The organism is Actinomadura sp. NPDC000600, from assembly GCF_040492135.1.
In the GTDB taxonomy this organism is placed as follows: Bacteria; Actinomycetota; Actinomycetes; order Streptosporangiales; family Streptosporangiaceae; genus Spirillospora.
On sequence record NZ_JBEUPD010000008.1, the window covers coordinates 21,577 to 35,427 of the forward strand.

Sequence of the window (13,851 nt, forward strand, 5' to 3'; positions counted from 1 at the left end):
GCGTTCTAGTGCATCGGCATCGGCGCGTCGACCGCGGGGGCGGCCGGCTTCTTGCGCGGCAGCAGCAGCGCCGGCAGGAACGCCAGGAGCAGCAGCCCGGCCGAGTACCAGTAGGTGTGCTGGAACGCGTCCGCCATCGGCCCGGCGATCTTCTGCATGACCGCCGGCGGCACCTTCTCGGTGCTGCCGATCTCGCCGCCGGCCCCGCCGCCGAGCTCGGACACCAGCCGGTTGGCCAGCAGCACGGAGATCATCGCGGTGCCGACGGAGGCGGACACCTGCTGGATGATGTTCAGCATCGTGCTCGCCCGCGGCACCTCGTCGTGGACGAGGGTCTGGATGGCCGCCGCCATGGTCGGCATCATCGTCATGCCCATGCCGAGGCCCATCACGAACAGCGCCCCGCCGAGGGCCCAGTAGGAGGTGTCGGCCTCCAGGATCGAGGCGAAGCCCGACACCGACGCCACCACGATGAGCATGCCGACCAGCACGACCCGGCCGGGGCCGATCCGGTCGGTCAGCTTGCCGCCGATCGGCATCGTGATCATCGCGCCCAGGCCCTGCGGGGCCAGCAGCAGGCCGGACTGGAGGGCCCCCTCGCCGCGCACGGTCTGGTAGTACAGCGGCAGCAGCAGCATCGCGCCCATGAACGCGATCATGAACAGCACCATCGTGCCGGACGCGGCCGCCACCGAGCGCCGCTTGAGCAGCCGCAGGTCGATCAGCGGGTTCTCGGCCTTCAGCGCGCGGAACACGAACCCGAGCACCAGCACGGCGCCGACCGCCCAGAACACCAGGGCCTCGGTCTTCAGGAAGTCCTTCAGCTCGGCGCCCTTGGCCACGCCGTAGATCAGCGAGGCGAGGCCGGGGGACAGCAGGAGCAGCCCGATGAAGTCGAGCCGCTCGGTCTTCTTCGGCTGGTCGCGCTTGAGGATCCGCGCCGCCATCACCAGCGCGACGATGCCGATCGGCAGGTTGATGAAGAAGATCCACCGCCACGACACGTCGTCGACGAGGTAGCCGCCGATGATCGGGCCGAGGATCGGGCCGAGCAGCATCGGCACGCCGACGATGCTCATCACCTGGCCGACCCGCTGCGGGCCCGCCGCCTGGGTCAGGATCGTCATGCCGGCGGGCATGATCATGCCGCCGCCGAGGCCCTGCAGCACCCGGAAGGCGATCAGCGACTCGGCGGACCAGGCCATGCCGGCCAGCATCGAGCCCGCCACGAACAGCCCGATCGAGATCATGTAGAGGCGCTTGGTGCCGAACCGGGCCGAGGCCCACCCGGTGATCGGGATCACGGTGGCCAGCGCCAGGGTGTAGCCGGTCGCGACCCACTGGATCGTCGCCAGCGAGGTCTCGAACTCCTTCGCGAGGTCGTTGATGGCGACGTTGACGACCGTCACGTCCAGGATGGACATGATCGCCCCGAGGACGACCACCATGGCCGCCGCGAGCACACCGCGGTCCAGTCCTCCTCCGGCGTCGGATTTCTCCAGCGGGCCGTCCGCCATCTTGGGAGATGCGGGAGCGGTCAACTCTCTTCCAATCGTCAGGGCCCGCATGTGGGCACGCGAGGGCCGTGGGCACGTAGCTCAGGGGGTTTGCTCAGGGCTTGCCTAGGTACCGCCGCAAAATACTGCAGCGACTGACACTTTCGCGAACGATTAAACCCTGGGCGCTCCGGGAGTATTCCAGCGGGGTCCGACAAATCCTGCCTGCTCCGCGCCCCCCACCCTCCGACCTCCACCGCACTCGAGGTCAACGAAGTGTGACGGACGCGACATCCCAACCTCCCTCCGCCTGCACGCACCCCAGACGGACCGGCGCCGCCCCCGAAACTCATCGCTCCGCGCGGGCCCTTCCGGCGCCCCGCAGGGGCCGGGTGTGCGCCCGGCCCCTACTTCGCGGGCAGGCTGAGGGCGTGGTCGAGTCCTCGGTCCACCCATGCGGCCACATCGGACGGCGTGGCGCAGGCCTCGGGCTCCACCGTGATCCATCCCCGCATCGGGTGGCCGCGCATGACGGTCGTGGAGGTGCCCGGCTCGGCGAGCATCGCGTCGTGGTCGTCAGGGGAGACCCGGACCATCAGCCCGCCCCGACCCCTCACGACGACGGCCATGTTGCCGTTCACCATCCACGCGATCCCGCCGAACATCCGCTTGGACGCCGCGTCCCGCCTCGCTCCGAGCAGGTCTTCCACCCGATCGGCCAGTTCCTTGTCGTAGCTCACCACGGCATCCTCCCCCTCTCCCCGGACCGCATGTGCCCGGATCTCCCTCCGTCGGCGGCGGTGGAGCGACGTCAGGGGTGGCGCTGGAAGCCGTCCTTGGTGCGGAGGCCGTAGCCGAGGGCGCGGTCGAAGGAGATGTGCGCCATCCATCCGCAGAGGGCGGCGAAGATCGGTGCCCAGTTCAGCGGGGTGACCGTGTAGACCACCATCAGCGCGAACGGCACCAGCGCCCGGTGCAGGGAGTTGTAGTACGGGACGGCGCGCGGAGGGAGCTGTCCGGGCTCCACTGTGCGGGCCTCGCGCCAGCCGGCGAGGAAGGCCAGGTCGGGGACCACGAAGAAGGTCAGGGCCAGGATCGCCGCAGGCCACCCGTGGTTGACGCCTTCGAGGACGGCGAAGGCGGCCCAGAAGAGCGCCCCGGCGAACCACGCGGCGCGGCGGACGTTGCGGACGCCGGAGGCCTTGCCCGGCGCGGTGACTGTGCTCATGACGACGACCTCCGAAGTAGTGGCTAACGTCATTAGCCAATGTAAAGCTAAGGTTGTTAGCTGTCAAGCTATAGAGCAGTCGAACAGGCCTGGCGGCCGCCTGCTCGCGTCGCGCCGCCTCGGCGGCGGCCGTGCGGTAGTTCGCCGCACGAACTGCCGGGATACGCTGGGCGCGTGGGCAAGGATGACGAGGGACGGATCGGCGTCGTGGGGGCACTCGTGCGGGGCGCGTTCCTCGTGAACGCCGTTTATGCCGAGTCGGCGCGGGAGTACGGCCTCACCTCGCAGCAGGGGCAGTTGCTGTGCGTGCTGATGAGGCGGCCCCTGGGGATGGGGGAACTGGGGGCGATGCTCGGGCTGGCCAAGTCGAGCCTCACCGGCCTGGTGGACCGCACCGAGCGCAACGGCCTGGTGCGCCGCGAGGCCGACCCGACGGATCAGCGCGCGGTGAGGGTCGCGCTGACCGAACGGGGGAGCGGGCTCGTCGAGGAGTTCTACGCCGAGACCTGCCGGCGGGTCGACAGGCTGCCGGAGGGCCTCAGTGAGGCCGAGCGCGACACGCTCGCCGACCTGCTCGGACGCGTCGTGCTGGAGAACGACGTTCCGGTGGTGTTCGCGGAACCCGACGAGGGGGCCGCCCGCAGGCACTGAGAGCGCCCGCCTCGGGGCGGGGTTGCAGTTCGTAGTACGAACTAATATTGTTCGTAGCGCGAACTGTAATTCCTGTCTGCGGGAGCGTGCAATCATGAGCAGTACGGTCGCGGTCGTCGGCGGAGGGTACGGAGGGGCGGCGGTCGCCAAGGCCCTGGACTCCGAGGCCGACGTCGTCCTGATCGATCCGCGCGACGCGTTCGTCAACGCGTCGGGAGCGCTGCGGGCGCTGACCCGGCCCGACTGGGCGGGCAACATCTTCTTCCCCTTCGACACGCTGCTCACCCGGGGCACTGTGCTGCGTGACCGGGCGGTCTCGGTGGACGCCGCGGGCGTCACCCTGGCCTCGGGGCGGCGCGTCGACGCGGACTTCCTCGTCCTCGCGTCCGGCTCCGGCTACACCTTTCCGGCGAATCCTCGCGCCGAGTCGGCCGACGAGGCGCTGGAGGACCTGCGCCGCACCCACAAGGAGCTGGCGGGCGCGGACCGGGTGCTCATCCTCGGCGCCGGACCGGTCGGCCTGGAGCTGGCTGGCGAGATCAAGGAGGTGTGGCCGCACAAGCCGGTGGCCATCGTCGACCCCGCCGGGGAGCTGCTTCCCGGCTACCGCGCCGAGCTGCGCGAGGACCTGCTCCGCCAGCTCGGCGAGCTGGACATCCGGCTGCGGCTCGGCACCGCGTTGACGGCCCCGCCCCCCGGCGACCCCGGACGGGCCGGGACCTTCACGGCCGCCACCGCCGGCGGTGAGGAGATCACCGCCGACATCTGGTTCCGCGCCCACGGCATGACGATCAACAGCGGCTACCTGGCCGACGGGCGCCTCACCGCGCTCACCCCGCAGGGCCGGGTCCCCGTCACCGAGACCCTCAACGTCCACGGACAGGAGCACGTCTACGCGATCGGCGACATCACCGACATCCCCGAGTCCAAGAGGGCCGGGTACGCGATGCAGCACGCCGAGGTCGTGGCGGAGAACATCGCCGCCCGGCTCCGGGGCGAGCGGCCCACCGCCCGCTACCGGCCCGCGCCCGATCCCATGATCCTGCTTCCCCTCGGGCCGCGCCGCGGCGTCGGCCAGCTGCCCGGACCCGACGGCCCGCAGGTCGTCCCGGCCGAGACGGTCGCCGAGTACAAGGGCGCAGACCTGTTCACCGGCCGCTTCGCCGACCTGTTCGGCAGGGCCTGACGACCCGCACGACGGAAGGAAGCACGATGTCAGTACAGCGGCCCCTCTTCGGGTTCGGCGCGCACACCGTCATCGAGGACGCCGCCGGCCTGCTGCGCATGGCCCAGCAGGCCGACCGGGACGGCCTCGACCACTTCTCCCTGTCCGACCACCCCTACCTCGGCGACCGCGTGGACGCCTACGCCGCCATCGGCTTCGTCCTGGGCCGCACCGAGCACATCGCGGGCCTGGCCAACGTCACGAACCTGCCGACCCGGCCGGCTCCCATGCTCGCGCGGACGGTGACGTCGCTGTCGGCGCTCTCCGGCGGCCGCGTCGTCCTCGGCATGGGCGCGGGCGGGCTGTGGGACCGGATCTCCGACATGGGCGTGCCGCGGCTGCCCGCGGGCGACGCCGTGGACGCCTTCGAGGAGGCGATCGTCCTGGTCCGGAAGCTGGCGGGCGGCGGCCCGCCGGTCACCCACCGGGGCCGCCACTACCGGGTGGAGGAGATCGAGCCGGCCCCGGTGGCCGCGCCGCCGGTGTGGACGGGGTCGGTCGGCCCGAAGTCCCTCGCCGCGACCGGCCGGGTCGCCGACGGCTGGATCCCCGGCCACGCGGCGGACTGGCTCAGCGAGCGCTACCGGACGTCGCGGCCGGTCATCGACGAGGCCGCGGCGGCCGCCGGCCGCGACCCGCGCGAGATCGGCACGATCTTCAACCTCCCGGGGCGCATCACCGACCGCCCGCTGCGGGCCACCCGCGACCGCGACGGGCGCTGGATCGGCGGCTCTCCGGAGCAGTGGGCCGAGGAGCTGACCCGGGCGGTCCTGGAGCACGGCGCGTCCGGTTTCACCCTGTTCTCGCCCGAGGGCGGGACGCAGGACCTCGCCTCAGTCGGCCGCTGGGGGCAGGAGATCGCCCCCGCCGTCCGCGAAGCGGTCGCGAAGGAGGCCGGCGGCCGCCCCGCACACGAGGCACGGCGCTGAGGAGCGGCCGGCGCGGCCGGCGCGGACTAGGAGCCGAACAGGGTGCGTTCGACGTGCTGCGTGTCGGTGTACTCCCGGACCGACGTGATCTTGCCGTTCCGAACGGTGAACACGCCGAGGCACGGGTTGTCGTAGGCCGCTCCGCCGCGGGCCGTTCCCCGCGACGTCCATTCCGCCACGACCCGGTCGCCGTCCGCGACCACACCGGTCAGGGCGACCTCGGGCTCGCCCCCGGGCCGGAAGAGCTGTCCGGCGCCTCCGAGGAAGCCGTCGACGATCGCGTCCCGGCCCTTCCAGGTGCCGCTCAGCGGAAGGTCGCCGGGGTAGGTCCAGCTGGCGTCGTCGGCGAAGCTCGCCTTGATCGTGTCCAGGTCGCCGCTCGCGACCGCCTCGACATAGCGCCTGACAACGGACGCGGGGTCGTCGCTCAGCCGGGCGGCGAGCCAGTCGAGCGTCTCGGGAAGCCAGAGCCAGCGGCAGTTCTCCAAGAGGTGGTCGCCCTCGGGCACCAGCACGTACTCGCCCTTCGCCGCCCGGCGGGCCAGCTCCTCGCCGTTGGCGACGCCCGGGATGACGTCCAGTCCGCCGTCCAGGACGCGGAGCGGCTGCGGCACCGGGGGAGCGGTCACCCGGCGGGCGAACTCGCGGGCGGCCGCCTCCCCGCCCGTGCGCAGGACGAAAGACTCCGTCACGTACGGCGGCAGCTCGTCCCACGTGATGGCGGTGGGCCCGCTCACGGTGACGACGGCGCCGATCCGGGGCTCGTGCCGCGCGGCGGCGGCGGCGAGGAAGCCGCCCATGCTGAGCCCGATCAGGCCGACGGCGGCGGGCAGGCCGTCCACGGCGTCGAGGGCCTGTGCCACGACCCGCTGGTAGTCGGGTTCCCAGACACCGCGGACGGCGAGTTCTCCCTGGCCGGGCCCGTCGATGGCGAGCACGGCTAGACCGCGGTGCACGAGCGCGTCGGCGATCGGCATGAACTCGACCCTGCCGGAGTTCATGCCCGGCACCAGGACGACCAGAGGCGCGTCCGCGGACGGGCGCCGGAGGACGCCGGTGAAGTCGGGGCCGGTGAGGTGCTCGGCGTCCGGCGCGAGGACGGCGAGCGAACGGCGCAGGGCGGCGGCGGACGCGGCGGCGGCCCGGCCGTGCTCGGCGAGGTCGGGGTTCGGCAGCACCGTGGCGAAGTGGAACCACAGCGCGGCGTCGCGGAGCGCCTCGCCCGCCGAGCGCGGCAGGCGCGCCTTCTCCGCGAGGGCGAGATGCTCCCGCCCGGTCCGCGCGAACGCGTCCGGCCACTGGTGCAGGGAGGTCAGGGCGGCGGTGACCGCGTCGTACTGGTGGGGGTCGATCCCGGCGGCGATGGCGCGCGACCGGTTGACGGCGGCGAACGGGGCGACGGGCTCGTCGAAGAAGGCGGTCATCGGTTCTGCTCCAGGGTGAGGACGGCGTTGCCGCGGATGCGGCGCTCGCGGAGGTCGGTGAGGACGGCGGCGGTCTCGCCCCAGTCGGCGACGCGGCCGAGCTCCGGGTGGAGGCGCCCGGCCGCGGTCAGCCGGACGAGCGTGGCGAGATCCTCCCCGTACGGGGCGCCCGCGTAGTGGAAGTGCCTGATGGACGCGGACTCGGGGCCGTCGAAGAAGTCGAAGAAGTCCAGCGTCACGGGCCGGCGGCTCGCCTGCCCGAACCAGATGAGCGTGCCTCCGGCCGCCGTGCGCGCCAGCGCGAGCGGCAGGGCGTCCCCGCCCGTGGACTCCAGGACGACGTCGAAGGGCCCGGCGGCGTCCCGCACATCGTGGACGACCGCGGCGCCCAGTTCGGCGAGCCGCCGCCCGCGGTCCGGGGACGCCGTGACGGCGGTGACCTCGGCCCCCGCGCCGGCCGCGAGCTCGACGAAGCAGTGCCCGACGCCGCCGGACGCGCCCGTCAGCAGGACGCGCGTCCCGGCCGTGGCGCCGGACGTGCGCAGCAGGCGCAGCGCGGTGAGCCCGGCCAGCGGCAGCGCCGCGGCCGACTGGACGCACACGGACGCGGGGATCTCGGCGAGCGACGCGGTGGGGACGGCGACGTACTCCGCCCAGCCCGCCGACGGCGGATGGCCCACGACCCGGCTGCCGGCCGCGGGCCCCGATCCGTCGGCGGCGGCCTGGACGACGAGGCCGGCGACGTCCTTGCCGGGCCGCCAGCCGGGCCGGTCGGACTCCAGCTGGAACGTCTCGCCCCGGTTCACCGAGAACGCCGCGACCTTCACCAGCGCCTCGTCCGGGCGGGGGACCGGCTCGTCGACCTCGCCGAACGCCACCGAGCCCGCTTCGGGAAGGAGTGCTCTCATGCCCCGCAGGAAACCGGGCGGGCGCCGGGCCGGTCCAACAGCCGCCGGGCCGGGTTGACAACCACCGGTTGTCGCCCACGATGAGGGGCATGGACCTCGACCTCGGCCAGGTGCGCGCGTTCGTCGCCGTCGCGGGCCACCTGCACTTCGGCCGGGCCGCCGAGGAGCTGTCGATCAGCCAGCAGGCGGTGTCCAAGCGGGTGGCGAGGCTGGAGGCGGCGCTCGGAGTCGCGCTCTTCACCCGCGGGAGCGTGGAGCTCACCGGAGCGGGGCGCCGCTTCCTGGAGCCGGCGCGGGAGGCGCTGCGGGCCGCCGAGGCCGCGGTCGGCGCGGTCCACGCCGCCGGCCGGCCGCTGCGGCTCGACGTCTGGGGGCACCTGTACGGCCCGGCCCGGACGGTCGCCCCGGTGATCGAGGAACGGCCGGAGCTCGACGTCGAACTCGGCATGAGCCGCGACCTCCCCGCCGCGGCGGCGGCACTGCTGCGCGGCGACGTCGACGCCGCGTTCGGGCGCGTGCACCCGCCGCTGCCGGACGGGCTGGCGCACCGCCTCGTCCGGCTCGAACCCGTGGACGTCCTCGTCGCCGCCGGGGATCCGCTCGCCGGCGCGTCCGGCGTCCGCCCGTCCGACCTCGCCGGGCGCGACCTGTGGTTCCCCGCGGCCGCCGACCGGCTCGACTTCATCAGCCGGTTCTGCGAGGAGTTCGGCGTCCGCGCCGTGTCCGGCGGCGCCAACCTCGGGGTGGAGCACCTGCTGGCCGGCCTGCCGGCCGAGCCGGGACGGATCACGCTGTTCCCCGCGGACGCCCCGCTGCCCGGCGCACCCGGAGTCCGGGCCGTCCCCGTCGTCGACCCGACCCCGCTCTACGCCTGGTCGCTGATCTGGCCGCGGCAGGCGCCGCACCCGATGCTCCCCGCGCTGATCAGGGGGTTCGCCGAGTACGGGCGGCGGCACCGCTGGCTGGAGTACGACCCCGCCCGCGACTGGCTGCCCGGCGAGGCGCCCCCTCCGACCCCCTAGTCGCCGGGCCGGCGGAGGCGGGCGTAGACGTCCCCGGAACGGCCGCGCGGACGGATCTTCTCCAGCCGCCGGCGCAGCTCGGAGGCGTCGAGCCAGCGCGGACTGGCCAGCAGCATCGTCTCGATGGGGGAGTAGTTGTAGACGTAGTCGCCCAGCCCGTCCACGAGGCCCAGCGCCTTGAGGGAGGCGTCGTGCGCCGACGGCACGTACTCGAAGGACAGGGCGGGCAGAGGCCGGGACAGCCCCGCCAGCACGTCCGACTCGAAGCCCTCGACGTCGATCTTGCAGAAGGCGGGCACGCCGTGGGCGGCGATGAGCTCGTCCAGCGTCGTCACGTCGACGCCGATCGAGCGGTCCCACCGGACGCGGGCGAAGCTCTGGTCCGTCGTCACGGCGTCGATCCAGCCGGGCGACATAGTGGACACGGTCGGCGTCGCGGTGGACAGGGCCAGGGCGGCCCGCCCGGCCTCGGCCCCGACGGCGCCCGGAACGATGGCGACGTCGCGGTCGCGGCCGAAGAACAGGTTCAGGACGCGCAGGCAGTCGGGCTGCGGCTCCACGGCGACCACTCTCGCTCCGAGGCGCCGCCAGGTGCGCACCCGGCCGCCCACGTGGGCGCCGATGTCGAACGCGAGGTCACCGGGACCGAGGAACTCGCCGTAGAGGCGCATCGCGCGCCGGTGCTTGCCCGGCACCCCGTAGTACATGAGCAGGGAGCGGGCGATGCCGTACGCGCGCAGCAGCATCCGCCGACTGTATCGCGCCGGACGCCCCGCGGCCGCGAGCCGAGCGCGGCGCGTCCGACCGGCCGAAAAGCGCCTTCGCCAGGGCAGGAGCGGAGTCCGCCGCCGGAGAGCGCGCCGCTGCTCTGCTGATCACCCTTGACCGGACGAGGATGCGATCCGGCGGCCGGCCGCTTGCGGCGGGCCGGCCGCCGGAGCGGTCAGGTCAGGAAGACGGGAGGCCGAGGGCGCGGGCGATCAGCATGCGCTGGACCTCGGAGGTGCCCTCGCCGACTTCGAGGATCTTCGCGTCGCGGTAGAAGCGGCCGACGGCGTACTCGTTCATGAAGCCGTAGCCGCCGAAGACCTGCGTGGCGTCGCGGGCGTTGTCCATGGCGGCGTTGGAGGCGACCAGCTTGGCGATGGCGGCCTCCTTCTTGAAGGGCTCGCCCGCCAGCATCTTGGCGGCCGCCGCGTAGTAGGCGAGGCGGGCGGTGTGCGCGCGGGTCTCCATGTCGGCGACCTTGAACTGGATGGCCTGGTAGCGGCCGATCTCCTTGCCGAACGCCTCCCGCTCGCGGACGTAGCGCAGGCACTCGTCCACGCAGCCCTGGGCGAGGCCGACCGACAGCGCGGCGATCGCGATACGGCCTTCGTCCAGGATCCGCAGGAACTGGGCGTACCCCCGGCCGCGCTCGCCGACGAGGTTCTCCGCCGGAACGCGGACGTCGTCGAAGGACAGCTCCCGCGTGTCGGACGCCGACCAGCCGACCTTGGAGTACTTGCGGCCGACCGTGAAGCCCGGGGTCCCGTTCGGGACGATGATCGTGGAGATCTCGTTCTCGCCGGTGAAGGCGGTCACGGTCACGAACGCGGTGATGTCGGTGCCGGAGTTGGTGATGAACGCCTTCGACCCGTTGATCACCCAGGAGTCGCCGTCCAGCCGGGCGGTGGTGCGCATGCCGCCGGGGACGTCCGAGCCGCCGCCCGGCTCGGTCAGCCCGAAGCCCGCGAGCCGCTCGCCCGAGGTGAGCTGCGGCAGCCACCGCTCCTTCTGCTCGGCCGACCCGAACCGGTAGATCGGCATCGCGCCCAGCGACACCCCGGCCTCCAGCGTGATCGCGACGGACGAGTCGACGCGCGCCAGCTCCTCCAGGGCCAGGCAGAGCGTGAAGTAGTCGCCGCCCATGCCGCCGTGCTCCTCGGGGAACGGCAGCCCGAACAGCCCCATCTTCCCCATCGCGGCGACGATCTCGTAGGGGAACTCGCCGCGCTCGTACAGGTCCCCGATCACCGGGGCGACGCTCTCGCGGGCGAACCGCTCGACCGTGCGCCGCAGCTCCTCCTGCTCCTCGCTGAGCGTGAAGTCGATCATTTGCGCTACTCCGATTCAGGTGACAGGGCTTGGACTACGCGGGACGGGCTGGGGCGGCCCAGGTGGCCCGCCATCCACCGGCTCGTGGCGACGAGCCCGGCGAGGTCGACGCCGGTCTCGACGCCGAGGCCGTTGAGCATCCAGACGAGGTCCTCGGTGGGCAGGTTGCCGGTGGCGCTCTCCGCGTACGGGCAGCCGCCGAGGCCGCCCGCGGAGGAGTCCACGACGGTGACGCCCGCGCGGAGCGCGGCCAGGGTGTTGGCGAGGGCCTGCCCGTAGGTGTCGTGGAAGTGGACCGCGAGCCGGTCGGTGCCGATGCCCGCCCCGGTGAGCGCCTCGATGAGCGCGGTGACCTGGCCGGGCGTGCCGACGCCGATGGTGTCGCCGAGGCTGAGCTGGGAGCAGCCCATGTCCATCATCCGGGACGCGACGGACACCACCTGCTCGACGGGCACGTCGCCCTCCCAGGGGTCGCCGCACACCATCGACACGTAGGCGCGCACCCAGAGGCCCTCGGCGCGCGCGCGTTCCACGACCGGGGCGAACATCGCGAGGGACTCGTCCACGGTGCGGTTGAGGTTGCGGCGGGCGAACGTCTCGGTCGCGCTGCCGAAGATGGCGATCTCGGTGACGCCGTTGGCGAGCGCCCGGTCGAGGCCGCGCTCGTTCGGCACGAGGACGGGATACCGCAGCTCGGGAGAGCGGGGCAGGATGTCCAGCAGCTCCTCGGCGTCGGCCAGCTGCGGCACCCACTTGGGGTGGACGAAGCTGGTCGTCTCGATCGTGCGCAGCCCCGCGCCCGCGAGGCGGGTCACGAACTCCGCCTTCACCTCGGCGGGGACGACCGCCTTCTCGTTCTGCAGCCCGTCGCGCGGCCCGACCTCGTAGATCGTGACCCGCTCGGGAAGTCCGGAGAGGGGTACCGGCACCGTCATGCCTCCTCGATCACGGCCAGCACCGCGTCGAGGGCGACCTGTGCGCCCGCGCGGACCGGCAGCTTCGCCACGACGCCGGCGAGCGGCGCGGTGACGGTGTGCTCCATCTTCATCGCCTCGACGACCACGAGGGCCTGCCCGGCCTCGACGCGGTCGCCCTCGGCCGCCTTGACCGCCAGGACCGTCCCGGGCATCGGGCTGCGCAGCACCCCGTCGCCCGCGGCCGCGGCATCGGCGCCGCCCTCGGCGCGGACGTGCTCGCTCAGCGCCCACGCGTGCCCGTCGCGCCCGAGCCACAGGGTGCGCCCGTCCCGGGCGCTCGCGAACGAGGTCGTCCTTCCACCGTAGGTCAGCGTGAACGGCCTGGTGAGCGACGCGGTGACCGGCTCCTCGCCGCCGACGGCGACGCGCGCGGACGCGGCCCTGCCCTGGACGCGGACCTCCACCGGGTCGCCGCCGGACGGGGTGATGATCCATGGCGCCCAGGCGTGGGCGCCGGGCCGCCAGCCGTCCGGCACGTCCCACGGGTCGTCGCCGGACTCCAGGTCGAGCATCCGCTCCAGCGCGGCGGCGGCGAGCACCTCGGGCGGGACGGACGCGCCCGCGACCAGCTCGTCCAGGGCGCGCTCGACCAGGCCGGTGTCGAGGTCGCCCGACACGACGGACGGGTGCCGCATGAGCGCGCGCAGGAACGCGACGTTCGTCGGGACGCCCAGCAGCGTGTAGGACGCGAGCGCGCGGTCGAGCTTGTGGAGCGCCTCGGCGCGGTCGGCGCCGTGGACGATGACCTTGGCGAGCATGGGGTCGTAGGAGCCGCCGACCTCCGTCCCGACGTCCAGCCCGGAGTCGACCCGCGCGGTCTCGGGCTCGCTCAGCGCGAGCACCTTCCCGCCCGTGGGGAGGAAGCCGCGGGCCGGGTCCTCGGCGTAGACGCGGGCCTCGATGGAGTGCCCGTCGAGACGCACGTCGTCCTGCGTGAACGGCAGCGGCTCTCCCGCCGCCGCCCGGAGCTGGAGCTCGACCAGGTCGAGGCCCGTGACGAACTCGGTGACGGGGTGCTCGACCTGGAGCCGGGTGTTCATCTCCATGAAGAAGAACTCGTCCGGGCGGTCGGCCGAGACGATGTACTCGACCGTCCCGGCGCCCACGTACCCGACGGCCTGCGCGGCGGCGACGGCGGCGGCGCCCATCCGCTCGCGGGCCGCGGCGTCCAGCAGCGGGGACGGCGCCTCCTCGATGATCTTCTGGTGGCGGCGCTGCAGGCTGCACTCGCGCTCGCCGAGGTGCACGGCGGCGCCGTGCGCGTCCGCGAAGACCTGGATCTCGATGTGCCGCGGGTTCTCCACGAACCGCTCGGCGAGCAGCGTGTCGTCGCCGAACGAGCCGCGGGCCTCCCGCCGCGCGGACGCGATCGCCTCCGGCAGGTCCGCGGCGTCCCGGACGAGCCGCATGCCCTTCCCGCCGCCGCCCGCGGACGGCTTGAGCAGCACCGGCAGCCCGACCTCCAGCGCGGCGGCCTCCAGTTCGGCGTCGGACAGGCCGGGCTCGTCCCGCCCGGGGACGACGGGGACGCCGGCGGCCGCGACGGTCCGCTTCGCGCGGATCTTGTCGCCCATCGCGTCGATCGCCTCGGCCGGCGGGCCGATGAACACCAGCCCCGCCTCGCCGCACGCCCGCGCGAACGCCGTGTTCTCGGCGAGGAACCCGTACCCCGGGTGCACGGCCGAGGCGCCGGAGTCGCGGGCGGCCGCGATGACGGCCTCGATGTCCAGGTACGACGGGATCAGCAGGGCCTCGTCGGCCTCCCGCACGTGGCGCGCCCGCGCGTCGGCCCCGGTGTGGACGGCCACGGACCGGATGCCGAGCCGCCGCAGCGTGCGGAACACGCGGACGGCGATCTCCCCGCGGTTGGCGACCAGGACGCTGTCGAACATCA

Annotated in this window: 13 protein-coding genes; 4 read left to right on the top strand and 9 right to left on the bottom strand. The window is 73.5% G+C overall.

All coding sequences use genetic code 11. From position 1 onward, the window contains the following. Positions 1 to 5 precede the first annotated feature (5 nt). The 3 genes from ABWI07_RS14050 to ABWI07_RS14060 form a co-directional block, all read right to left on the bottom strand. The gene (locus ABWI07_RS14050) at positions 6 to 1,541 is read right to left on the bottom strand and encodes a DHA2 family efflux MFS transporter permease subunit (RefSeq protein WP_353818770.1); all 1,536 of its coding nucleotides are present in this window, start codon (positions 1,539 to 1,541) and stop codon (positions 6 to 8) included. A 362-nt stretch (positions 1,542 to 1,903) separates the two neighbouring features. Further along, complete coding sequence (locus ABWI07_RS14055) at positions 1,904 to 2,236, bottom strand: TfoX/Sxy family protein (RefSeq protein ID WP_353818771.1); 333 nt, start codon at positions 2,234 to 2,236, stop codon at positions 1,904 to 1,906. A 71-nt stretch (positions 2,237 to 2,307) separates the two neighbouring features. Beyond that, positions 2,308 to 2,724, bottom strand: a complete 417-nt coding sequence (locus tag ABWI07_RS14060; RefSeq protein WP_353818772.1) for a DUF4260 family protein — start codon at positions 2,722 to 2,724, stop codon at positions 2,308 to 2,310. A 174-nt stretch (positions 2,725 to 2,898) separates the two neighbouring features. On the opposite strand from ABWI07_RS14060, the gene ABWI07_RS14065 reads away from it, so the two are divergent. The 3 genes from ABWI07_RS14065 to ABWI07_RS14075 all read left to right on the top strand — a co-directional run bounded on the left by ABWI07_RS14065 (position 2,899) and on the right by ABWI07_RS14075 (position 5,529). Then, positions 2,899 to 3,375 (top strand): MarR family winged helix-turn-helix transcriptional regulator, encoded by a 477-nt coding sequence (locus ABWI07_RS14065; RefSeq protein ID WP_353818773.1) that lies wholly within the window; start codon positions 2,899 to 2,901, stop codon positions 3,373 to 3,375. A 94-nt stretch (positions 3,376 to 3,469) separates the two neighbouring features. Then, on the top strand, positions 3,470 to 4,561 hold the full coding sequence (locus ABWI07_RS14070; protein WP_353818774.1) for an NAD(P)/FAD-dependent oxidoreductase: 1,092 nt from the start codon (positions 3,470 to 3,472) through the stop codon (positions 4,559 to 4,561). 26 nt (positions 4,562 to 4,587) lie between these two features. Continuing rightward, positions 4,588 to 5,529: an LLM class flavin-dependent oxidoreductase gene (locus ABWI07_RS14075; RefSeq protein ID WP_353818775.1), complete on the top strand. Its 942-nt coding sequence runs from the start codon at positions 4,588 to 4,590 to the stop codon at positions 5,527 to 5,529. A gap of 26 nt (positions 5,530 to 5,555) precedes the next feature. Here the strand turns inward: ABWI07_RS14075 and ABWI07_RS14080 are convergent, their stop codons facing one another. Next, positions 5,556 to 6,953 (bottom strand): alpha/beta fold hydrolase, encoded by a 1,398-nt coding sequence (locus tag ABWI07_RS14080; protein WP_353818776.1) that lies wholly within the window; start codon positions 6,951 to 6,953, stop codon positions 5,556 to 5,558. Beyond that, complete coding sequence (locus ABWI07_RS14085; RefSeq protein ID WP_353818777.1) at positions 6,950 to 7,861, bottom strand: zinc-binding dehydrogenase; 912 nt, start codon at positions 7,859 to 7,861, stop codon at positions 6,950 to 6,952. The genes ABWI07_RS14080 and ABWI07_RS14085 overlap by 4 nt, the downstream gene beginning before the upstream one ends. An 89-nt stretch (positions 7,862 to 7,950) precedes the next feature. Between ABWI07_RS14085 and ABWI07_RS14090 the strand changes: the two genes are divergently transcribed. Then, entirely contained in the window at positions 7,951 to 8,883 is a 933-nt protein-coding gene (locus ABWI07_RS14090; protein WP_353818778.1) for a LysR family transcriptional regulator, read from the top strand. Here the strand turns inward: ABWI07_RS14090 and ABWI07_RS14095 are convergent. From ABWI07_RS14095 to ABWI07_RS14110, 4 genes are all read right to left on the bottom strand, one after another. Next, positions 8,880 to 9,629 carry an FkbM family methyltransferase gene (locus ABWI07_RS14095; RefSeq protein ID WP_353818779.1) on the bottom strand — a complete coding sequence of 250 codons (750 nt, stop codon included), beginning with the start codon at positions 9,627 to 9,629 and terminating at the stop codon, positions 8,880 to 8,882. The two genes, ABWI07_RS14090 and ABWI07_RS14095, sit on opposite strands and share 4 nt — an antisense overlap. A 202-nt stretch (positions 9,630 to 9,831) precedes the next feature. Continuing rightward, positions 9,832 to 10,980, bottom strand: coding sequence for an acyl-CoA dehydrogenase family protein (locus ABWI07_RS14100; RefSeq protein WP_353818780.1), 1,149 nt, complete (start codon positions 10,978 to 10,980; stop codon positions 9,832 to 9,834). Between the two features lie 5 nt (positions 10,981 to 10,985). Further along, entirely contained in the window at positions 10,986 to 11,915 is a 930-nt protein-coding gene (locus tag ABWI07_RS14105; RefSeq protein ID WP_353818781.1) for a hydroxymethylglutaryl-CoA lyase, read from the bottom strand. Beyond that, the gene (locus ABWI07_RS14110; RefSeq protein WP_353818782.1) at positions 11,912 to 13,849 is read right to left on the bottom strand and encodes an ATP-binding protein; all 1,938 of its coding nucleotides are present in this window, start codon (positions 13,847 to 13,849) and stop codon (positions 11,912 to 11,914) included. Before ABWI07_RS14110 ends, ABWI07_RS14105 begins: the two co-directional genes overlap by 4 nt. Positions 13,850 to 13,851: the final 2 nt, after the last annotated feature.

Coding starts and splice junctions, on each gene's coding strand:
- ABWI07_RS14080 (WP_353818776.1), bottom strand. CDS start 6,953: ATGACCGCCTTCTTCGACGAGCCCGTCGCCCCGTTCGCCGCCGTCAAC.
- ABWI07_RS14090 (WP_353818778.1), top strand. CDS start 7,951: ATGGACCTCGACCTCGGCCAGGTGCGCGCGTTCGTCGCCGTCGCGGGC.
- ABWI07_RS14100 (WP_353818780.1), bottom strand. CDS start 10,980: ATGATCGACTTCACGCTCAGCGAGGAGCAGGAGGAGCTGCGGCGCACG.
- ABWI07_RS14070 (WP_353818774.1), top strand. CDS start 3,470: ATGAGCAGTACGGTCGCGGTCGTCGGCGGAGGGTACGGAGGGGCGGCG.
- ABWI07_RS14060 (WP_353818772.1), bottom strand. CDS start 2,724: ATGAGCACAGTCACCGCGCCGGGCAAGGCCTCCGGCGTCCGCAACGTC.
- ABWI07_RS14105 (WP_353818781.1), bottom strand. CDS start 11,915: ATGACGGTGCCGGTACCCCTCTCCGGACTTCCCGAGCGGGTCACGATC.
- ABWI07_RS14110 (WP_353818782.1), bottom strand. CDS start 13,849: ATGTTCGACAGCGTCCTGGTCGCCAACCGCGGGGAGATCGCCGTCCGC.
- ABWI07_RS14085 (WP_353818777.1), bottom strand. CDS start 7,861: ATGAGAGCACTCCTTCCCGAAGCGGGCTCGGTGGCGTTCGGCGAGGTC.
- ABWI07_RS14095 (WP_353818779.1), bottom strand. CDS start 9,629: ATGCTGCTGCGCGCGTACGGCATCGCCCGCTCCCTGCTCATGTACTAC.
- ABWI07_RS14075 (WP_353818775.1), top strand. CDS start 4,588: ATGTCAGTACAGCGGCCCCTCTTCGGGTTCGGCGCGCACACCGTCATC.